The organism is Pseudomonas sp. D2002, from assembly GCF_013385735.1.
Lineage (GTDB): Bacteria > Pseudomonadota > Gammaproteobacteria > Pseudomonadales > Pseudomonadaceae > Aquipseudomonas.
Genome location: NZ_JACAPL010000007.1, coordinates 17,861 through 36,998, shown reverse-complemented (window position 1 = coordinate 36,998; position 19,138 = coordinate 17,861). Strand labels below are relative to the sequence as shown.

Annotated in this window: 22 protein-coding genes; 6 read left to right on the top strand and 16 right to left on the bottom strand. The window is 59.1% G+C overall.

Annotated elements, in window-relative coordinates; all coding sequences use genetic code 11:
• Positions 1–45: 45 nt before the first annotated feature.
• Complete coding sequence (locus HX783_RS15895) at positions 46–1,407, top strand: MFS transporter (protein ID WP_177017487.1); 1,362 nt, start codon at positions 46–48, stop codon at positions 1,405–1,407.
• Positions 1,408–1,426: 19 nt separating this feature from the next.
• Positions 1,427–2,752 (top strand): glucarate dehydratase, encoded by a 1,326-nt coding sequence (gene gudD, locus HX783_RS15890; protein ID WP_177017486.1) that lies wholly within the window; start codon positions 1,427–1,429, stop codon positions 2,750–2,752.
• Between the two features lie 112 nt (positions 2,753–2,864).
• On the opposite strand, the gene HX783_RS15885 is transcribed toward gudD, so the two are convergent.
• The 3 genes from HX783_RS15885 to HX783_RS15875 form a co-directional block, all read right to left on the bottom strand.
• Positions 2,865–3,236: an addiction module antidote protein gene (locus HX783_RS15885; protein WP_177017485.1), complete on the bottom strand. Its 372-nt coding sequence runs from the start codon at positions 3,234–3,236 to the stop codon at positions 2,865–2,867.
• 4 nt (positions 3,237–3,240) lie between these two features.
• Positions 3,241–3,540 carry a type II toxin-antitoxin system RelE/ParE family toxin gene (locus tag HX783_RS15880; protein ID WP_177017484.1) on the bottom strand — a complete coding sequence of 100 codons (300 nt, stop codon included), beginning with the start codon at positions 3,538–3,540 and terminating at the stop codon, positions 3,241–3,243.
• Positions 3,541–3,678: 138 nt separating this feature from the next.
• The gene (locus HX783_RS15875; RefSeq protein WP_177017483.1) at positions 3,679–4,602 is read right to left on the bottom strand and encodes an ABC transporter substrate-binding protein; all 924 of its coding nucleotides are present in this window, start codon (positions 4,600–4,602) and stop codon (positions 3,679–3,681) included.
• 272 nt (positions 4,603–4,874) lie between these two features.
• On the opposite strand from HX783_RS15875, the gene HX783_RS15870 reads away from it, so the two are divergent.
• Positions 4,875–6,113, top strand: coding sequence for an acyl-CoA dehydrogenase family protein (locus tag HX783_RS15870; RefSeq protein WP_159958298.1), 1,239 nt, complete (start codon positions 4,875–4,877; stop codon positions 6,111–6,113).
• A 142-nt stretch (positions 6,114–6,255) separates the two neighbouring features.
• Here the strand turns inward: HX783_RS15870 and argE are convergent, their stop codons facing one another.
• From argE to HX783_RS15835, 7 genes are all read right to left on the bottom strand, one after another.
• Positions 6,256–7,407, bottom strand: coding sequence for an acetylornithine deacetylase (argE, locus tag HX783_RS15865; RefSeq protein ID WP_177017482.1), 1,152 nt, complete (start codon positions 7,405–7,407; stop codon positions 6,256–6,258).
• The gene (locus tag HX783_RS15860) at positions 7,404–8,081 is read right to left on the bottom strand and encodes a DUF1028 domain-containing protein (protein WP_177017481.1); all 678 of its coding nucleotides are present in this window, start codon (positions 8,079–8,081) and stop codon (positions 7,404–7,406) included. Before HX783_RS15860 ends, argE begins: the two co-directional genes overlap by 4 nt.
• Before the next feature lie 9 nt (positions 8,082–8,090).
• Positions 8,091–8,822, bottom strand: a complete 732-nt coding sequence (locus tag HX783_RS15855) for a class II aldolase and adducin N-terminal domain-containing protein (protein WP_159958304.1) — start codon at positions 8,820–8,822, stop codon at positions 8,091–8,093.
• A gap of 53 nt (positions 8,823–8,875) precedes the next feature.
• A complete protein-coding gene (locus HX783_RS15850) occupies positions 8,876–9,706 on the bottom strand; it encodes an ABC transporter substrate-binding protein (RefSeq protein ID WP_159958306.1) in 831 nt (276 codons plus the stop codon).
• A gap of 28 nt (positions 9,707–9,734) precedes the next feature.
• The gene (locus HX783_RS15845) at positions 9,735–10,607 is read right to left on the bottom strand and encodes a phytanoyl-CoA dioxygenase family protein (protein ID WP_159958308.1); all 873 of its coding nucleotides are present in this window, start codon (positions 10,605–10,607) and stop codon (positions 9,735–9,737) included.
• Between the two features lie 27 nt (positions 10,608–10,634).
• Positions 10,635–12,152, bottom strand: a complete 1,518-nt coding sequence (locus tag HX783_RS15840) for an amino acid ABC transporter permease/ATP-binding protein (protein ID WP_177017480.1) — start codon at positions 12,150–12,152, stop codon at positions 10,635–10,637.
• Between the two features lie 350 nt (positions 12,153–12,502).
• On the bottom strand, positions 12,503–13,477 hold the full coding sequence (locus tag HX783_RS15835; RefSeq protein ID WP_159958312.1) for a LysR family transcriptional regulator: 975 nt from the start codon (positions 13,475–13,477) through the stop codon (positions 12,503–12,505).
• A gap of 183 nt (positions 13,478–13,660) precedes the next feature.
• Between HX783_RS15835 and HX783_RS15830 the strand changes: the two genes are divergently transcribed.
• Genes HX783_RS15830 through HX783_RS15820 form a run of 3 tightly spaced genes read left to right on the top strand, consistent with a single transcriptional unit; the run spans position 13,661 to position 15,519 of the window.
• A complete protein-coding gene (locus HX783_RS15830) occupies positions 13,661–14,083 on the top strand; it encodes a RidA family protein (protein ID WP_159958314.1) in 423 nt (140 codons plus the stop codon).
• Positions 14,080–15,060 carry an NAD(P)H-quinone oxidoreductase gene (locus HX783_RS15825; RefSeq protein WP_177017479.1) on the top strand — a complete coding sequence of 327 codons (981 nt, stop codon included), beginning with the start codon at positions 14,080–14,082 and terminating at the stop codon, positions 15,058–15,060. Before HX783_RS15830 ends, HX783_RS15825 begins: the two co-directional genes overlap by 4 nt.
• A gap of 15 nt (positions 15,061–15,075) precedes the next feature.
• Complete coding sequence (locus tag HX783_RS15820) at positions 15,076–15,519, top strand: type II 3-dehydroquinate dehydratase (RefSeq protein ID WP_159958318.1); 444 nt, start codon at positions 15,076–15,078, stop codon at positions 15,517–15,519.
• 350 nt (positions 15,520–15,869) lie between these two features.
• Here the strand turns inward: HX783_RS15820 and HX783_RS29990 are convergent, their stop codons facing one another.
• The 6 genes from HX783_RS29990 to HX783_RS29985 all read right to left on the bottom strand — a co-directional run bounded on the left by HX783_RS29990 (position 15,870) and on the right by HX783_RS29985 (position 19,097).
• On the bottom strand, positions 15,870–16,055 hold the full coding sequence (locus HX783_RS29990) for a hypothetical protein (RefSeq protein ID WP_256347188.1): 186 nt from the start codon (positions 16,053–16,055) through the stop codon (positions 15,870–15,872).
• Positions 16,056–16,091: 36 nt separating this feature from the next.
• Positions 16,092–16,304, bottom strand: a complete 213-nt coding sequence (locus HX783_RS15810; protein WP_177017478.1) for a hypothetical protein — start codon at positions 16,302–16,304, stop codon at positions 16,092–16,094.
• A 221-nt stretch (positions 16,305–16,525) separates the two neighbouring features.
• A complete protein-coding gene (locus tag HX783_RS15805; protein ID WP_177017581.1) occupies positions 16,526–17,200 on the bottom strand; it encodes a hypothetical protein in 675 nt (224 codons plus the stop codon).
• Positions 17,201–17,746: 546 nt separating this feature from the next.
• Entirely contained in the window at positions 17,747–18,190 is a 444-nt protein-coding gene (locus tag HX783_RS15800; protein WP_177017477.1) for a hypothetical protein, read from the bottom strand.
• Positions 18,191–18,198: 8 nt separating this feature from the next.
• Positions 18,199–18,357, bottom strand: coding sequence for a hypothetical protein (locus tag HX783_RS15795; protein WP_177017476.1), 159 nt, complete (start codon positions 18,355–18,357; stop codon positions 18,199–18,201).
• A 611-nt stretch (positions 18,358–18,968) separates the two neighbouring features.
• Positions 18,969–19,097, bottom strand: coding sequence for a hypothetical protein (locus HX783_RS29985; protein WP_256347186.1), 129 nt, complete (start codon positions 19,095–19,097; stop codon positions 18,969–18,971).
• Positions 19,098–19,138: the final 41 nt, after the last annotated feature.

Genomic DNA, 19,138 nt, shown 5'->3' with positions numbered 1-19,138 from the left:
AAACACACAAACCCGCATAAAAATAAATCAGGGGAGTTTTGAATTGTGAACAATTCAAACCATGCATCTGCCGCTTCACCCAGCGACTCAGTCCTCGCGCGCGCCGTGAGCAAAGTGAAGGGCCATGTGCTCCCACTGTTCGTGATCATGTTCATCCTCAACTACATTGACCGGGTCAATATCGGCTTCGTGCGCACGCACATGGAGCATGACCTGGGCATCGGCGCGGCCGCCTACGGCCTGGGTGCCGGGTTGTTCTTTATTGGCTACGCGCTGTTTGAAGTGCCCTCCAACATGCTGCTGCAAAAGGTCGGCGCACGTATCTGGCTGACCCGCATCATGTTCACCTGGGGCATCGTCGCGACCTTGATGGCGTTCATCCAGAACGAAACCCAGTTCTACATCCTGCGCTTTTTGCTGGGCGTGGCCGAAGCCGGGTTCTTCCCTGGGGTGATCTACTACTTCACCCGCTGGCTGCCCGGCGTAGAGCGCGGCAAAGCCATTGCGATTTTCCTCAGCGGCTCGGCGGTTGCCTCGCTGATTTCCGGCCCGCTATCGGGCGCACTGCTGCAGATCGAAGGTTTCGGCTTCCACGGTTGGCAATGGATGTTCGCCATCGAAGGCCTGGCCTCCGTGGCGCTGGGGTTCTTTGTGTGGTTCTGGCTGGATTCCAAACCTCACGACGCCAAATGGCTGACCCGTGAAGAACAGGACACGCTGGTCGGCGCCATCGACCAGGAACAGCGCGAGCGTGAAGCGCTGACCACGGTCAAACCGACGATCGGCAAGCTGCTCAAAGACCGCCAGATCCTGCTGTTCTGTGTGTTGTACTTCTGCATTCAGCTGACGATTTACGCCGCCACTTTCTGGCTGCCGAGCATCATCAAAAAGATGGGCGACCTGAGCGACGTGCAGGTCGGGTTCTTCAACTCGATCCCGTGGCTGATCTCGATCATCGCCATGTACGCCTTCGCTTCGCTGTCGGGCAAGTTCAAGTTCCAGCAAGCCTGGGTCGCCGCCGCGCTGTTGATTGCGGCCGCGGGCATGTTCATGTCCACCACCGGCGGACCGATCTTCGCCTTCGTGGCGATCTGCTTTGCGGCCATCGGCTTCAAGTCCGCCTCATCGCTGTTCTGGCCGATTCCCCAAGGCTACCTGGACGTGCGCATCGCCGCCGCCGTGATCGCGCTGATCAACTCCATCGGCAACCTGGGCGGCTTCGTGGCGCCAACCACCTTCGGCTTCCTGGAACAGAACACCGGCTCGATCCAGGGCGGCCTCTACGGCTTGGCCGGCACTTCGGTGCTCGCCGCGATCCTGGTGTTCTTTGCCAAGACGTCGCCGGCTGCCGTGTTGACCTCTCCCAGCGTTGTGCCCACGGGCACCGCCATCAGCAAACCTCTTTGAGCTTACTTAGGAAATCGCCATGAATACCCCTGTAGTCACCCATTTCCAAGTCATCCCGGTGGCGGGCCACGACAGCATGCTGCTCAATTTGAGCGGCGCTCACGGGCCGTTCTTTACGCGCAATATCGTGATTCTCAAGGACAGCAGCGGCAACACCGGCGTCGGCGAAGTACCCGGTGGCGAACGCATCCGCGAAACCCTCGAAGACGCACGCAGCCTGGTGGTCGGCCAACCTATCGGCCAGTACCAGCGCATCCTCAACCAGATGCGCAGCACCTTTGCCTCTCGCGACGCCGCCGGGCGTGGCCTGCAAACCTTTGACCTGCGCATCACCATCCATGCCGTCACCGCCATGGAAGCCGCGCTGCTCGACCTGCTGGGGCAATTTCTCGAAGTGCCGGTGGCGGCCCTGCTCGGCGAAGGGCAGCAACGCGATGCAGTAAAAATGCTCGGTTACCTGTTCTACGTCGGCGACCGCACAGCCACTGACCTGGCCTACCGCAACGAGGCCGACGCCGATGACGCGTGGTTCCGCCTGCGTCACGAGAAGGCCATGACCGCCGAATCCGTGGTGCGCCTGGCCGAAGCCGCCAAAGCCAAATACGGTTTCAACGACTTCAAGCTCAAGGGCGGCGTCTTGAGTGGCGACGAGGAAATCGAAGCGGTCACCGCCCTGGCCGAACGCTTCCCGGATGCGCGCATCACCCTCGACCCGAACGGTGCGTGGTCACTCAAAGAAGCCATCCGCCTGTGCCGCGACCAGCACCACGTACTCGCCTACGCCGAAGACCCGTGCGGCGCAGAAAATGGCTACTCGGGCCGTGAAGTCATGGCCGAATTCCGCCGTGCCACCGGGCTGAAAACCGCGACCAACATGATCGCCACCGACTGGCGCGAAATGGGCCACGCGATCCAGATGCAATCAGTGGATATTCCGCTGGCCGACCCGCACTTCTGGACCATGCAAGGCTCGGTGCGCGTGGCGCAGATGTGCAATGAATGGGGCCTGACCTGGGGCTCGCACTCCAACAACCACTTCGATATTTCCCTGGCGATGTTCACCCAGGTCGCCGCCGCCGCACCGGGAGACATCACCGCCATCGACACCCACTGGATCTGGCAGGACGGCCAGCACCTGACCAAGCAACCGTTGAAAATCGAAGGTGGCTACGTGAAGGTGCCGACCAAGCCTGGCTTGGGTGTGGACATCGATATGGACGCGGTCGCCAAGGCGCACGAAGTGTACAAAGGCATGGGCCTTGGGGCGCGGGATGACAGCGTGGCGATGCAGTTCCTGATTCCGGGCTGGCGCTTCAATAACAAGCAGCCGTGCCTGGTGCGGTAAAAACTTCAGAATAGCCCCAGTCAATGTGGGAGCTGTCGAGCTGCAGCGAGGCTGCGAAAGCTCGACAGCTACCACATTTGATCTGCGCTGCCATCGCTTATCGATATCGACATCAAGGCTTACCGGCTACCGCCTTTGTCGCCTGATTGATAGCAATCGGCTGCACCGTCAGCTCAACGCCCAACGCCAGCATCAGCTTGTGGATCGTCTCATAGCGGGTCTTGGAGCCGCCTTTCAGGGTTTTATACAAACTCTCCCGATTGACCCCCGCCGCCTCAGCCACCTTGTTCACGCCCTGGGCTTTGGCAACCTCGGCCAGCGCCTTCATGAAGATCTGCGGGTCTTGCGCCTTCATGCTTTGCGCGAGATAGGCACTGATAACCTCCGGGCTGTCGAGAAAGCGCGACGCCTCGTAAACGCTGGTGCCGGATGTATCAAGGTCGAGGATCGGCATGTCCTCGGGTTTGAATTTCGATTCGCTCATTTCATTAACCTCTCAGGGCATCGAGGATCTCTTTTGCCCGTTTGATTCCCCGCTTCTGGTCGGTTTTATCGCTGCCCCATAACATCAGGTAAGCGCTGATCCCAGTGCGTACAAAGTAAATCCTGTAACCAGGCCCGACGAAAACACGCATTTCGCTCAGGCCTTCGCCGACGGGCTCGCAGTCACCAAAATTGTTTTCTTCGGCGCGGTCCAGGCGCGTCAGAATGGCGGTTTTGCCCCAGATATCCTTCATACCGTCGAGCCATGTATCGAACTCCGGCGTCCTGCCGATTACGTTGGTCACAGATTCACATGTAGCCTACTGGCTACTCCTTGCCGATGCTAGTTAATTTTTTGGCCCGGTGCATACCGGAGTAAAAAACCTAGCCCAGCCCACGCATAATCAGCGTGTCGATACTGTGAGCACTTATTTCCCTTACGTTTAAAGCGCCCGATCAAACAGCGGGGTCACGTCATAGCGCTGCTTGAGCATCTGAGCATCCACCAAAAAATCTGCCGTGGCCTGGGCTTCGCTGACAATCGTCGGCGAGATCGGCAGCACCTTGATCGCATCGCGCTTGAACCACACCTTGGCAATCTCCGGCGCAGTTTGGTTGGCCTTCGACCAGGCCTCGGCGTACGCGTCGATATGGCTGTTGCTCCACACCCGAGCGCGGGTCAGGCGGGCGACGAAATCCTTGATGATCGCGCCTTTCTGCGCTAGCGCCGGTTCATAGGCGACGATGTAGGTCGGTGCGCTCATCAGGCCCTTGGCGTTGCGGATCAGGGTGCTGCCCTCTTTCTCCTGCAGCGACACATAGGGTTCCCAGGTGCCGAACGCGTCGATGTCGCCCTGGGTCAGCGCCAGGCTGGCTTCGGCCGGCAGCAGGTATTTGAAGGTCACGCTGCTGCGCGGCACGCCGGCTTCGTCGAGGGCTTTGTACGCCAGTTGCTGGCTCCAGGAGCCGTTCCAGATTGCGACGGTTTTGCCTTTGAGGTCGGCCACCGACTGAATGCCTTTGCGCGCCACGATGCCCACGCCGTCGAGGCTGGTCTGGGTGCTGGCGACCACCTTCACCGGCGCGCCGTTGGCCGCCAGGCTGATCACCGGCGTGTCGCCGACAATGCCCACGTCCAGCGCGCCGCTGGCAACCGCCGAAGCCACGGGGGAGCCGGTGTTAAAGCGTTTGAAATCGATTTTATACGGCAAATCCTTCAACTCGCCTGACAGCTCCAGCACGATGCGATTGGAGAAGAACTGGTCGCCCACCGTCAGCGTCAGCGGTTCTGCCGCCCCTACCGATGAGCCATGCAACGAGAGAGAGGCCAGGCCCAGCAGGGCAAGCAGGTTTCGACGATTGATCATAAAAGAGTCCACACAGTTGAGGGCTGACTCAACCATCTGTGGGCGTGCAGTCTGGTGATGAGAGCAAGGGTTTGGAGGTCGCCGAGCGTGGCGCCCGTAGAAGCTAACGCAATAAAAGCGCTGGGTTTAATACTGTTGCGCACTATCGATAGAACCACTGCGCAGCACCCTAGCTATTTTTCGTATTAAAAACTTTGCCACCCCTGAGTTAGGGTGACGTCACCAGACCACTGGACCCCAGCACCTGAGCCACTTTCTGCAAGGTCCATTGCATGTCGATTCCCGCGTTGAATATTTGGGGCGCCGCGCCCTCCGCCCGTTACGAACAACTGGCTGCACCGTTTCGCCCACTCTTTGCGCAGATCCTTGCCCACGCCGCCGAGGCCGATCAGACCCGCGCCAGCCTGGCGACGGTGATCCAGCAACTGAACGCCCTCGGCTTGCCGCGCTGGCGCTTGCCCGCCAGTTACGGCGGCCAGGACGCGAGCTTTGCCGAACTGCTTGCGCTGCTCACCGAACTGTCGGCGGCCGATTCCAACATCACCCAAGCCCTGCGTGGGCATTTCGGCTTTTGCGAAGACGTGCTCTGCGCCAAAGACCTCGACTGGCGCGCCAAGTGGCTCGACCGACTCGGCCAGGGCGCCCTGCTCTCGCCCGGCAGCACCGAGGTTGGCAACCAGGCACGAGGCGACTTCGGCACCCGCCTGCACCGCGATGCCGACGGCAGCCTGCGCATCAGCGGCAAAAAGTTCTACACCACCGGCGCGCTCTACAGTGACCTGATCAACACCGTGGCCACCGGTGAAGACGGCACGGTGTACAGCGTTGTCGTCGATCTCAAGGCGCCCGGCGTGAACATCGTGGATGACTGGAACGGCTTCGGCCAACGCCTAACCGCCAGCGGCACCTGCATTTTCGACAACGCCCCGGTGGAAGACGACCTGCGCCCCACTCACCAACGCTTCGGCTACGGCCAGTCGTTCTACCAGATCTACCACCTCGCGACCCTCGCCGGCATCGCCCGTCGCGCGGCGTTAAGCGGTGCGCAAGAGCTCAGCCAGCGCGCCAGGACCTTCACCACCGGCAACGCCGATAGCGCCGCGCACGATGTGCAGTTGCTGCAAGTCATCGGCGAAGTGGCCAGCCAGGCCTACGCCGCGCACGCCATCACCCAGCAAGCGGCGCAGCGCCTGGACCAGACCGCGCAGTCTGTGATCGCCCATGCCGAGCCGCTGCACGACGATGACCCGCAGGTGGCATTGGCGGAGTTGGAAGTGTGCCTGGCGGTGAACCCGGTGGTGGATGCCACACTCGCGGCAACCACTGCGCTGTTTGACGCGCTGGGCGCCAGTGCCACGGCCAGCAACAAGGCGCTGGACCGGCTGTGGCGCAATGCGCGGACGCTGGCGAACCACAACCCGCGCGTGTACAAGTCGCGGATTGTGGGCAATTACCTGGTGAATGGTTTGCTGCCGCCGGCGCAGTGGCGGGTGGGTGTGGCGAAGGGCTAAAAGTTACCCCCCGTTAAAGAAACAACACAGAACAAATGTGGGAGCGGGCTTGCTCGCGAAGGCGGTGTGTCAGGTCAATATTTTTCACTGATACACCGCTTTCGCGAGCAAGCCCGCTCCCACATTGGATAGTGGGGTGGTCTTACTGGCTCACAAACGCCACTACCTGCTCCAGCATCCGATCACACGCCGCCAACTGCTCCACGCTGATGAACTCATCCGGCTTATGCCCCTGCCCCATGCTTCCCGGCCCGCACACCACGGTCGGGATGCCCGCCTGATCAAACAACCCGCCTTCACTGCCAAAAGCCACCGTGCCGTAGTCCCGCGAGCCGCAGAACTGCGCGACCCACTCTGCCGCCTGGCTTTCCACCGAAGTTGCCAGGCCCGGGTAGCTCGACAACTCACTGAAACTGATCGCGCACTGCTCGCTCACCGCCTGCATCGCCGGCAACAGGGTTTGTTCGGCATACCCGCGCAACTGCTGCGCCACCCGCCATGGATCCTGCGCCGGCAGCGAGCGCACTTCAAAATCAAACGTGCAATTTTGCGGAACGATGTTCAGCGCTTTGCCACCGTTTATCACGCCGGTTTGCACAGTGGAAAACGGCGGGTCAAAGCGCTCGTCAAGCTGATCCGGCACCTTGAGGCTTTCACCGAGCCGCACCAGTTCACTGATCAACCGCGCGGCGTATTCGATGGCATTCACCCCCGACGGCGCATAGGCCGAATGGCACGCCGCGCCCTGCACTTCGCAGCGCATCGCCAACTTGCCTTTATGGCCCAGCACCGGCTTGAGCTCGGTGGGCTCGCCGATCACACACAGCAGCGGCTTGACCGGTTGCGCGTGAAACCTTTCGATCAGCGAGCGCACGCCCAGGCAGCCGACCTCTTCGTCGTAGGACAGCGCGATATGCACCGGCATGCGCAACGGCGCTTGCACCAGCGCCGGCACGCAGGCCAGCACACAGGCGATGTAGCCCTTCATATCCGCCGTGCCACGCCCGTACAACTTGCCGTCCTTTTCGGTCAGCTCGAACGGCGCTACCGTCCAGCGCTGGCCGTCCACCGGTACCACATCGGTGTGGCCGGACAACACGATGCCCGGCACCTGCGCCGGGCCGATAGTCGCCAGCAAGTTGGCCTTGCTCTTTTGCGCGTTGAACACCAGTTCGCACGCCACGCCATGGCCTTGCAGGTACGTGCGCACAAAGTCGATCAAGGCCAGGTTGGATTCGCGGCTGGTGGTGTCAAAGCGCACCAGTTGTGCGAGCAATTCACGGCTGCTGCTCATCGATCATCTCCCGGCACGGCGTAACCCGGCGCGTGTTGCGGGTTGATGGCGCGGTCGATGTAGTCCTGCAGTTGGCTGCGATAAGCCTGCCAGAGCTGGTCGAGGGCGACGATCGGGTGTTCATCGGCCCAGTCCACCCGCAGGTTGACGATGGGCCACAACAGGTCGTCGACCACGATCAACGCCGCCGAATGCACCGGGCCTGCCTCGCCGCCCTGGGCCTGGCCGCTGTGCATCGCCGCCAGCAGACGGTCTGCCAGGTGCCCGGACGCATTTTCGAACGCACGCACCATGGCCTCGATCACCTCAGGATTAGCGAGCATGTTCCCCGCCGCCACGCACTGCTCGCCACTCACCGCCGCATGAATACCAAGGGTTTGCGCGCCGCTGAAATGTGCGGTTCGACCTTGGCTATCAATCACCGTCACTTGCCGATATTGGCTATGGTCCTGACCGGCCAGAACAGCCTCCAGTGCTTCGCTCGGCGCCACGCCCTGCTCCAGCCTATCCAGCATCTGCGGCCCCAAACTCGGCAACGTGATGTTCTGCGAAGCCACCGCCCCCACACCCGGGCGCAACCACGGGCAACGTGCGCCAACAGCAATGCTTGAAGAGCTGATCGCAATACCCAGCTGGCCGGTCTCGGCGCAGCGAGCGACAACGGAAAACGTCATAAAAAGCCCTCAGTCGAGCACCGAAGGGTCGGCGTCGATCATCAATTGCTTCATTTCTTCAAAGTGCTGCCGCGAAAAATCCGCAATGCCTTCCCAGCCGCGCGCGGTCTTTTCCGCCACTTCATCCGACAACACCCGCAGCGGCTGCCCGGTGGACCACGCCGTCACCAGGATCTGGCAGGCGCGCTCCAGGGTCCAGATATCGTCATAGGCTTCGCCGATCGACGTGGCCGTTACCATCACACCGTGGTTGCCCATCAACAGGCGGCTTTTGCCGTCGAGCAAACCGGCCAGGCGCGCGCCTTCGGCCTCGGTGTCGGCCATGCCGCCGTACAGCTCATCGACGGCAACGCGGTTGAAATAGCGCGCAGTGTTCTGATCGATAGGCGGGATATGCGGCTTGGCCAGGCACGCCACGGCCGTGGTGTAGATCGGATGCAGGTGCAACACAGCGCGGGTTTGCGGCAGTAACCGGTGGATCTGCCCGTGGATCGACCAGGCGGTGGCATCCACATTCGGGTGGTCGGCGCAGCCAGGGTCATCGGCGTTCAACAGTAAAAGGTCACTGGCCCGAATGCGCGAAAAATGCTTCCACTTCGGGTTAAGCAAAAACTGTTTGCCATCTGCCGACACGGCGGCGCTGAGGTGGTTGGCCACCGCCTCGTGCATGCCGACATGGGCGATGATACGAAAGGTCGCCGCCAGGTCGATGCGCGCCTGTTCTTCAAGGGATAACGCCATGAATCTGTCTCCACAGGGCGCGGCCGCAGCAGGCTGCGGCACGCGCGGTAGGCTTACTTGGGCATCAGCGCGTCGATGTCGGCTGCGGTCGGCGCTTCAAAGTTGTACTTCTTGAGCAACGCGGCGTATTCCGGGGTGGCGCGGTACTTTTCCAGCCCGTCGAGCAAGGCTTTCTTCACGTCGTCGTTGCCCTTCTTCACGCCGAAGCCGTTCAGCACCGGGTAGATCAAGCTGTCGGAAGAAATCACCACGCGGCTGCCGAGCTTGTCGATCACACCTCGGGCCACGGCGGCGTCGGTGATCTGCGCTTCGACGGCGTGAGCCAGCAAGGCCTGGGTGGTTTGCGGGTCGGTGCTGTATTCGCTGATCTGGATCGGCTTCAAGCCCTTGGCCACACAGTATTCGGTCGACAGCTTGTTCATCTGCGCCAGCCAGGACGTGGCGCCCATGGAGCCGATCTTGTGGCCGCAGAACTCTTCCGGCTTCTTGGGCTGGAAGGCGCTGTCCTTGAGGGTCAGGATCGACTCGCCGCTTTTCAGGTAGGGGATCATGTCGATGACTTTGACCCGCTCGGCGGTGATGTACATCGACGAGTTGGTCACATCGAAGCGCCCGGCTTGCAGGCCGGTGATCAGGTTGGGAAAGCGCGTGTCGAGGGTCTCGACCTTGCGCCCCATGACCTTGCCCAGGCCGTCCATGAACTCGATATCAAAACCTGCCGGCTTGTTGTTATCCATGTACTCATACGGGAAGAAGGTCACGTCGGAACCGGCAATGATCTTGCCTTCCTGCTGGAACGCCGAAGCCGCCAACGAGGTCAGTGCAACCGCGGCGCCCAGCAGGCACACGGCGAAAGGGCGAAGACTTTTTTGAGACGCTGTCATGGTCATTACCTGCAAGGGTTTTAGGGGGTTAGGCAGTCACGGAATCTTGGCCGGCCTGTTGCACAAAGAACGACGCGCCACGGGGCTTCTGCGGCAAGCGCAGCTGGTTGTCGGTGGAGCGCACCAAGCCACTTTCTTCACCGGCCACCAACAGGCCGGCGTGTGCACTGGGCAGCGGGTTTTCGCCGAATGGCAGCGCGTCTTCAGCGGCGTAGACGCTGATGAACAACGTGCGCGGCAGTTCGGTCTCGTTAGGGCTGGAAGCGTGCAGCAAACGCGTGTGCATAAAGCACACGGAACCGGCCGGGCCGTAGCAAGCGACCGGTTGCTGGCAGTGTTCTTCGACCACGGCGTCGTCCACCGAACCGGTGAAACGCTGGTTCTGCCAGTGCGACCACAACGGGCCTTTATGGCTGCCGGGGATCACATTCAGCGGGCCGTTCTGCGGTGTCACTTCGCTGACCATCAGCAAAGCGGTGACGATGTCGTCGTTGCTGTGGGGCGTGAACAAAAAGTCCTGGTGCCACTTCACTTGGGTCGCGGTGTGCGGCAGTTTCGAGTTGATCTTGCTGTGATGAAAACGCGCGCCGCCAGCGCCCACCAACTGCGCGGAAATCGCCGCCATCCGCGAGTGCAACGCCACGCGCTCATACACCGGGGAAATCTCGGTGGGCGAACTCACCCGGCGCAACGATGGGTGATCAGCGCGGTGGTCGCCTTCCAGGTCGAAGCGCGCGCGGCCATCCACGGTGGCGCCCCAGCCTTGGTCGTGGCTGCGGCTCTCTTCCACCCATTGGTCGAAGTCGTGTTGCAGCGCGGCCACGTCGTCCGGCGACAGCACGCCTTCCACCACCAGAAAGCCGTCGCGCTGGAATTGTTCGATTTGAGCTTGCTCGATCATTTTAGGGTGTCCTGAACGTTAACGAGGTCACGCCAGCGAGACGTCCTTGAGGAACGCCTCCACGCGTGGGTTGTGGCCGCTGCGCAGGGCCTGGGGCGTGTCATCGCAAACCACGCGGCCCTTCTCCATGAACACGATGCGGTCGGAGACCTTGAAGGCGAAGTTCATCTCGTGGGTGACGATCACCATGGTGATGCCCTCCCCGGCCAGGGCTTCGATGACCTGCAGCACTTCGTTGACTTTTTCCGGGTCGAGGGCCGAGGTCGGCTCGTCGAACAGCATGATTTGCGGGCGCATCATCAAGGCGCGGGCGATGGCCACGCGTTGTTGCTGGCCGCCCGACAACTGGTGCGGGTACTTCCAGGCGTGGTCGAGCATGCCAACCTTGTGCAGCAGCGCGTAGGCCTGTTGCTTGAGCGCATCGGTGCGCCCCAGCCGATGGTATTTCGGCGCCATCAACAGGTTGTCGAGCACGCTCAAATGCGGGAACAGGTTGAAGCTCTGGAACACCATGCCGATGTTCAGGCGGTGCTCGGCGTGCTCGACGTACTGGGGTTTCTGCGCGCCGACTTTATTGAGATGAATGAACGGCTGGCCGTTGATCTTGATCTCGCCGTTGTCCAGTTGCTCAAGGCCGTTGAGCAGGCGAATCAGCGTGGTCTTGCCGGAGCCGGACGGGCCGATCACCGACACCACCTCACCCGGCTGGATCTGCAAATTGACCGAGCCCAGCACCTCGATATTGTTATAAGCCTTGTGCAACCGCGTGGCGTCCAGCGCCGAGGCGCCGGTGCTCGCCGGGCGCTGCAACGCCGTGCGCTGTTGCGTGGCCAGGGCCAGCACCGCCGCGTCCGGCACGCGGGACACGTTGCGCTGGTTGACGTCGAGAAAGCGCTCCAGGCGTTTGAGCAGGAAGTCGAACACGGTGACGATAAACACGTAGAAGAACGCCACCGCCGCCATGGTTTCGATCACCAGGAAGTTCTGCGAATACAGGCGCTGGCCGACCATCAATATCTCGGTCAGCGAGATCACCGACACCAGCGAGGTCAGCTTGACGATGGAGATGTATTCGTTGGCCAGCGACGGCAAGGCCACGCGCAACGCCTGGGGGATGACCACGCGCCACTGGGTGCCGAAGAACTTCAAGCCCAGCGCCCGCGCCGCTTCGCCCTGCCCTTTGGGAATCGAGAGCAAACCACCGCGATGAATTTCAGCCACGTAGGCCGTCTCGCAGATCACCAGCGCCAGCAAGCCGGACCAGAACGGGTCGGCCAGCACGGCGGAGGTGCCGGGCAATGCCTGGGGCAAGTTGTAGATAAAGATCAGCAGCACCAGCAGCGGCAGGCTGCGGAACAACCAGATATAGCCACGGGCCGGAACGCTGAGCAGCACGTGCCTGGATTGTTTGGCCAGCGCCAGCAGAAAGCCCAGGGCGATGCTCAGGATCCAGGTCAGGGTGCTGAGCTTGATCACCGTCCACGTCGCACGCCAGAACTCGGGGTCGCTGAGCAAACCAAACATGTAGTGCCAGTCGAATGTCATCGTCGCGGTGCCTTGCTGAAAAAGAAGTTGATCTGCATCGATGGGATGAGAGTCGTGGGGACGGGGGCTTAGGGTCAATTCGTAAAACCCGGCTCACTGGGTAGGTAGAACCTATGCAGTGATAACCGACCAGTGGAAACAATGAAGATCAAATGTGGGAGCGGCGGTGCGACGATTCGACTTGCTCGCGAATGCAGTGTGTCAGTCAACCAATGTGTAGCTGACACACTGCATTCGCGAGCAAGCCCGCTCCCACATGGGGCCTCTAGTGTTTCTGAGATTGCTTGTTCCGGCCAAAAGGGTGCACAGCTGAGCGAGCGGCGCAGCCCACGCCACCTTTTGGTGCAACCTCAGCTCACCCCACTCAAGACCCGCACCGCATGCGGGTCAAAAAAGCTCGGCGGGGCCATGCCGGGGATGTACTGGTCGGACACAAACAAGCGGCAACGCTCGGCAAACGCCGACACCACGCGCGACAACTGGGTGTTGCTCGCCGTGGCATACCCCAGCCGCATCGGCCGGTGCGAGCCGGCCAGGCGCAGGCGGATTACCCGTTTGCCATCCTGGGACATATTCGATTTGGGCCGCGCATTCGCAAAGGAATAGCCAATGCCATTGCCGACCATTGCGCGCACCGTTTCGAGGTTGGTGGAGCGCATGATGATGTTCGGCGTAGTGCCCGCCTGCATGAACAGGCTGAGGAAATAGTCGCGGCTCCACGGCGTGTCGAGCAGCACCACCGGGTAGGCCTCAAGGTCTTGCATGCTCACCGCCGGCAAGCTCGCCAGCGGGTGATACTCGCCGACCATCACATACGGCGGCAGGTGCGCCAGGGGTTGGAAGTCGATGTCGGGGCTGGTTACCAGGTCGTAAGTCAGGGCGATATCCAGCTCGCCGCTGCGCAGTTTTTCCAGCAGTTCTTCGTGGTTGCCTTCGGCCTGGGTCAGGCGCACACCGGGGAATGCGCGGCCAAAACCAAACACCAATTCCGGCGTGATCATCGGCGCCAACGACTCCAGGCAACCCACTCGCAGCGGCCCGCGCACCGTGTTCAACGACTCGGAGGCGATGGTGTAGAGGTTGGTCATCTGCTCCAGAATCAGCTTGGCCTCTTGCATCACCTGGCGCCCCACCGCCGTGAGCGAAATGCCCTGGGCGTGGTGCCGGATAAACAGCTGAATGCCCAGCTCCGCCTCCATATGGGTGATGGCCGCCGAGATGGATGGCGACGACACATGGATGCGTTCGGCCGCAGCACTGATGCTGCCCGCCTCTCCCGACGCAACGAAATACTCCAGTTGACGCTGAGTAATACGACTGAGCATTTCGCCTGCCCCTCAACAATGACCGTACAGGCGGTGTTGCAGGGTTCGTGCCGGGTCGCGCGCCAGCCGATGACCTGCACGGGCTTCGGTTTTTCCTAAGCACTACCGCGCGCAAATGCTGGTTTCGCGCGGTCGGGGGCGATGTGAAGCTTGTTTTATCCCGCTTCCGATGAGTTGCCCGCCATGCCCACCCACACCCGCATCCGCATGTTCAACACCAAGCAGACCTACCCCAACCAGGCGCTGGACAACGACCTGTGCCAGGCCGTGCGCGCCGGCAACACCATTTATGTGCGCGGCCAGATCGGCACCGACTTCGACGGCAACCTGGTCGGCCTCGGCGACCCGCGCGCCCAGGCCGAACAGGCGATGAAAAACGTCAAGCAACTGCTTGAGGAAGCGGGCTCTGACCTTTCGCACATTGTGAAAACCACCACTTACCTGATCGACCCGCGCTACCGCGAGCCGGTGTACCAGGAGGTGGGCAAGTGGCTTAAAGGCGTGTTCCCGATCTCCACCGGGCTGGTGATTTCCGGCCTCGGCCAGCCGGAATGGCTGATGGAAATCGACGTGATCGCCGTTGTGCCGGATGACTGGACCGCATGAAGGCGGTGATTGCCCGTGAGCCGGGCGGGCCTGAGGTGCTGCACTGCGTAGAGCGCCCGGTGCCGAAACCCGAAGCCGGCGAAGTGTTGATCCGCGTGGCGGCTGCTGGCGTCAATCGCCCGGACCTGATGCAACGCAGCGGCGCCCCGATTCCGCCTGGCGTCACCGATGTACTCGGCCTGGAAGCAGCGGGCATCGTCGTCGCGGTAGGCCGTGGCGTGGACGAGTTTGCCCCTGGCGACCGCGTGATGGCGCTGCTCAACGGCGGCGGCTACGCCGAATACTGCGTGGCACAGGCGGCGCATTGCTTGCCGGTGCCGGTGGGGTTATCCCTTCACGATGCTGCAGGCGTGCCGGAAGCAGCGTTTACCGTGTGGCACAACCTGTTTGAACTGGGCCGCCTGCGCAGCGGCGACAGCGTGCTGATCCACGGCGCCGCCAGTGGCGTCGGCAGCTTCGCCGTGCAGTGTGCGCATGCCGCCGGAGCACGGGTGATCGCCACCGCCGGCGGCCCGCAGAAAGTCGCGATGCTGCAAGCGCTTGGCGTGTGGCGCGCGGTGGATAGACACACTGAAGATTTCGCCGAGGTGGTGAACGACTGCACCGAAGGGCGCGGCGTGGACGTGGTGCTGGATAACGTCGGCGGCCCTTATGTCGCGCGCAACCTTGCGGCGATGGCGATGGGTGGGCGGCATGTGAGTTTGTCCTTCCTTCAAGGCGCAAAAATCGAACTGGATTTACAGGTCTTGATGCGCAAAAACCTCAGCCTCACCTCCTCCACCTTGCGTCCCAAAAGCCACGCCGAAAAAGCCCGTTTGGCGGTGTGTATTCGCTCACGGTTTTTACCCTGGCTGGCGTCTGGCCTGGTGCGCCCGCAGATCCACACGCAGTTGCCCCTGCTTCAAGCCGCCGAGGCCCACCGGCTGCTGGAGGCCAACGCCAACGTCGGCAAAGTCGTGCTGACCGTCGCGCAATAACCTGGAGCGCAAGCCATGTCCCACCGCGTTTTTTTCCTCAATGGCCCCAACGCCAACCTTTACGGCCTCGACAAAAACGGCACCTACGGCAGCGAAAGCTTCGCCAGCATCGAAGCACGCTGCCAACGTCACGCCGCCGAGCTGGGCCTGAGCCTGGACTTTCGCCAGAGCAACCACGAAGGCGTGCTGGTGGACTGGATTCAAGAGGCCCGTTTGAACGCCGACGCTGTCGTGATCAACGCCGCCGGGCTCACCTACAGCTCAGTGCCGATCCTCGACGCGCTGCTGGCCTTCGACGGCCCGATCATCGAGGCGCACATGAGCAACATCTGGAAGCGCGAGAGTTTTCGGCATCACTCCTACGTGTCCAAGGCGGCAACGGGAGTTATCGCGGGGCTGGGGGCGCTGGGTTATGAGCTGGCACTCACGGCGGTGGCCACGCTGTTGAAAACCCAATGAGCCGCCTCACCGCAGATCAACTGTGGGAGCTGTCGAGCTTCAGCGAGGCTGCGAAGGGATCACCGCGGTGCATCTGCAAGCCCCCAGCACCCGCATCGCAAACTGGCTGACCGATTCAACGTGCGCCTCCTGGATGCCCGCACTTCCTGACTAATGTCGTCGCCATTAATTCCAACGTTCGTGTAGAGGCCCCAACCCTTTCACTTAAAGCAATCACTATCGGCTGCGGGTCAAAAACATAGCCTGCCAAAATAAGCGATTCGATCGACTCAATCGCATGAATAACGACCGATTCCTCTTCTGCTTTGAGCAGCTTCAATAAAATACACAAGGCTCGATCACCATTCGAATCACTCAAAGATTCGGCACACCGGCCTCCCCCACACTTCAGACTTCTGTAAAAGTACAGACTCAAGCGCGTGCCAGTCTGAACTGTCAAATTGAGAGACGTGAGTGGCGGCAATATCAATGCCTTCATCTGACCAATAGTCTTCAGAGGAAATAGCTGCCAGCAATGTTTCATACCTTTCAAACATGCATTGTTCCTTGTCTCTTTCTATTGCAACCCGTCTCTACACGACACGTCCACGCAGCCCCAGCACCATGGTCATTAATCCCATACAAAAAATTCCAGCGCCAATCGGCCACTTCAAAAACCTTGCCCAATTTTGGGGAAACGAAAATAAAGCACTGAGGCCATCTCTCTTTTTGAACAGGACCCGCTCGCCCCAAATCATGCCCAACACCCCCAGCACCATTACAAACAATCCCATGAACGCCATCATCGAAAACTATCCATTATTAAATAGGGGTTAGGTCACTGTTCTCAATCGCATATAAAAATAAATGGGGCCAGATCATTCTTATGAGCAAAGTTCAATCAAGCCTCAACTATGCCCCTCACCTCTTCATCTTAAAATGGTGGTCTGACCCCGCTTTACTACAGCAAATATATCAACAGCAGTCGTATTCGTACCAAGCCCGCTAGCTGTTGCTTTTGCACCATTCAACTCCTCAATGCTGGCAACGACAACACTTCATCGTACTTTGGCCAGTCTTCCCTCGCGCGTTTGAGCACACCTTGCATCAACTCGTCCAACTCAGGCACTGGTTGCTCGGGCGGCAATTGGTCAAAGGGCGCGGCCAGCAGCGGATGATCAATCTTCTGCGGATTGGCTAAACCTTCCCACTGGCGCAGGCGCAGGATATAGAGAATTTCCACCGGCACACGCTCCAAGTGCCAGTCCTGATTGAAGTCGTAGGAGTTCTTCTGGCTCTCTTTGCCGGTTTGCCAAGTGTGTCGGTCACACGCGGCCAACAGGCAGGGCATCAAGTCGTCGGGACTGGGAGTGCGCCACTTGGCGAACAAGGCTTCGTAGATGGGTTCGTCGTAAGCATAAGCAGGCCATTGATGCGAGACATCGCCCACCCAATCGGCAAACACACGCAGCATAAAGGCTTGGGCGCGGCGGTGCTCCTCTTCATACTCGATGACCAGTTGATGACCACGGTTGAGCGCCGCATGGGTCAAATAGCCTTGGTGGATGACAGCTTCCTTCCAGCCCAGAATCGCCATGGCGGCCATCATGTTGGAAGCGGTTTGGATGCTGTAGTTTTGTTGGCGTCTGTCATTACCTACAGCTTTAGCCAAAACGTCAAACTGCCCCGCCCAAAAAAACAACTGCCAAATGCCTACTTGGTAGTAACGCATCCAGTGTGCCAATTCGGAAAGCCATCGCGGGTTTCCCGTTGCAGTGGCAAGTACTTTGTGAGCCCTTGTCACCGACATCCATTCTGCACGAGCATCTGTTGCATTGTTTCTGTTTGGAACCATCATTGAACGCTTCGGCGAAGCATCCTCGCGAGTAACGTACTCGCGAATACCGGCTATCTCATATTCATCCGAGACATGTGGCCCCTTGGCTATGCGCCCCAGCACACTTTTGTAAGAAGGCCATTTCGGGTTTACGCCCCAGCGCTCGCACTGAATTATTTCTTGGACCATGGTTCCACCTTAAATTCTGCTACACCTGTTTACCGGGGGCAGAAACACCGACTTTGACGGTCACGCCTTGTGTAAATATGGGTCAAACCTCTCTTATGAGCAAAGTTCAATCAAGCCTCAACTACACCCCACCTCTTCATCTTAAAACGATGGTATGATCCCATTTAATTCCTTTTGCTCTAACTCTGTTTATTACTAAAACAACCCACAGACAATACAAGATTAGAGTGCACGGCCTAAAATTTCTTGGAAGTCATCGGTCAAGTCACTCAGCTCTATATCAGGATTAAGCATCATTAACTGGCTCGCGGCAACATTGAGCGATGCAAACACCTCTTCAAGTACGACTGAATCAACAGTTTTCCCGTGATATCCCTCAACTAAACTTTTATAAGCTGCAATGCCTCCCACAAAAAAACCTAGCAACGGATACTCTTTCAGCCCATCCGGCGAAGCGCACCAGGATGATTGATTGATATCTCGCCAAAAAAACAAACTTGCATTATCCGTAGAGAACGCTGGCTCAACTTTAAATCGCTGAAACACCGCAGGCATGGTGTTCAAACACTCAGACACATCAGATAGAGGAGAACCACATATCACCTTCCCTGCAACACCTGCACTGGTAAAGTGCAAAAAATACTCAGCCCCCGAACCGTCTCTCATGGAGCCCATCATTTCTTCCCTTCACCGTCCCAATTACAGTTGAATGAGAAATATCTATACTCCCACTCGGGCATGATGATGGCGTCCAACAAAGCCAACCCCTGAGCCACATGTTTAACACGCTCAACTGAAGGCAATTCATCAATGTTTCGAATGGAATTATTCATTTAGGCTCACCTACTCGTCAGACTTAGTTCTATTTACTTGTCTAGATAGAACCTGAAGATTTGAGCTGCAATTTATACCACCACATTTTTTTGGCTTCTATGAGACGGAGCATCATCAGGAAAGGCAGTAATAAACCACCACCACGAGTTACAGTGACGTCGCATTCGTTTCCCTGAGTCCCTTGATATAATCCAAATCAATAGTATTACCGGCAGAATCGGTAATGAACCTGGGTGTATTTCGAGCGTTAGTATTTGCTTTTACCACCCTATAAATGCAACGCTAACAATCAGCCCGCCGCACGCCTTTCAACTAACGACTTGACGTGTTTCAACCGCTCCAAGATAAAATCAGAAAAACTTGACGCTAAAACATCAACCCCATCCAACTCAGAGCTAATCTCTACGATCTGCCAATTATTTTTTGCGTCGAAAGCATATAGCACATCACTCGAATTCCCACCGAACACATAAAAGCCCTCATAGCCCTCAACTTCTCGACCACATACAGTTGAGTACTTCTCCGGGCCATCATCGAGATGAAATGCCGTATCTAATTCCCCGAAACCAAACTCAGCAATAAACTCCAGATAGTCAGCCGGGGCGTGCTGTCAATCTGATTCATCAACATTGCTTAACGTCGCACTCGTGCCTGTTATGCGATAGCCGTAATTGCCCTCGTATTCTGTTGAGGACGTTACAGCTTCAACCAACGCTTTTAACTCTTCTTTATTTTTCATAATCACTTACCAAATATTTTTTCCGCTGGCCCTTGAGCCCT

Bases quoted from the DNA above. Each gene is read 5' to 3' on its own strand.
- HX783_RS15875 (WP_177017483.1), bottom strand. From the start codon at position 4,602: ATGATCAATCGTCGAAACCTGCTTGCCCTGCTGGGCCTGGCCTCTCTC.
- HX783_RS15885 (WP_177017485.1), bottom strand. From the start codon at position 3,236: ATGAGCGAATCGAAATTCAAACCCGAGGACATGCCGATCCTCGACCTT.
- HX783_RS15870 (WP_159958298.1), top strand. From the start codon at position 4,875: ATGTCGATTCCCGCGTTGAATATTTGGGGCGCCGCGCCCTCCGCCCGT.
- HX783_RS15810 (WP_177017478.1), bottom strand. From the start codon at position 16,304: ATGATGGCGTTCATGGGATTGTTTGTAATGGTGCTGGGGGTGTTGGGC.
- HX783_RS15830 (WP_159958314.1), top strand. From the start codon at position 13,661: ATGCCCACCCACACCCGCATCCGCATGTTCAACACCAAGCAGACCTAC.
- HX783_RS15835 (WP_159958312.1), bottom strand. From the start codon at position 13,477: ATGCTCAGTCGTATTACTCAGCGTCAACTGGAGTATTTCGTTGCGTCG.
- argE (WP_177017482.1), bottom strand. From the start codon at position 7,407: ATGAGCAGCAGCCGTGAATTGCTCGCACAACTGGTGCGCTTTGACACC.
- HX783_RS15840 (WP_177017480.1), bottom strand. From the start codon at position 12,152: ATGACATTCGACTGGCACTACATGTTTGGTTTGCTCAGCGACCCCGAG.
- HX783_RS15845 (WP_159958308.1), bottom strand. From the start codon at position 10,607: ATGATCGAGCAAGCTCAAATCGAACAATTCCAGCGCGACGGCTTTCTG.
- HX783_RS29990 (WP_256347188.1), bottom strand. From the start codon at position 16,055: ATGTTTGAAAGGTATGAAACATTGCTGGCAGCTATTTCCTCTGAAGAC.
- HX783_RS15800 (WP_177017477.1), bottom strand. From the start codon at position 18,190: ATGAGAGACGGTTCGGGGGCTGAGTATTTTTTGCACTTTACCAGTGCA.
- HX783_RS15850 (WP_159958306.1), bottom strand. From the start codon at position 9,706: ATGACAGCGTCTCAAAAAAGTCTTCGCCCTTTCGCCGTGTGCCTGCTG.
- HX783_RS15795 (WP_177017476.1), bottom strand. From the start codon at position 18,357: ATGAATAATTCCATTCGAAACATTGATGAATTGCCTTCAGTTGAGCGT.
- HX783_RS15860 (WP_177017481.1), bottom strand. From the start codon at position 8,081: ATGACGTTTTCCGTTGTCGCTCGCTGCGCCGAGACCGGCCAGCTGGGT.
- HX783_RS29985 (WP_256347186.1), bottom strand. From the start codon at position 19,097: ATGAAAAATAAAGAAGAGTTAAAAGCGTTGGTTGAAGCTGTAACGTCC.
- HX783_RS15825 (WP_177017479.1), top strand. From the start codon at position 14,080: ATGAAGGCGGTGATTGCCCGTGAGCCGGGCGGGCCTGAGGTGCTGCAC.
- HX783_RS15855 (WP_159958304.1), bottom strand. From the start codon at position 8,822: ATGGCGTTATCCCTTGAAGAACAGGCGCGCATCGACCTGGCGGCGACC.
- gudD (WP_177017486.1), top strand. From the start codon at position 1,427: ATGAATACCCCTGTAGTCACCCATTTCCAAGTCATCCCGGTGGCGGGC.
- HX783_RS15820 (WP_159958318.1), top strand. From the start codon at position 15,076: ATGTCCCACCGCGTTTTTTTCCTCAATGGCCCCAACGCCAACCTTTAC.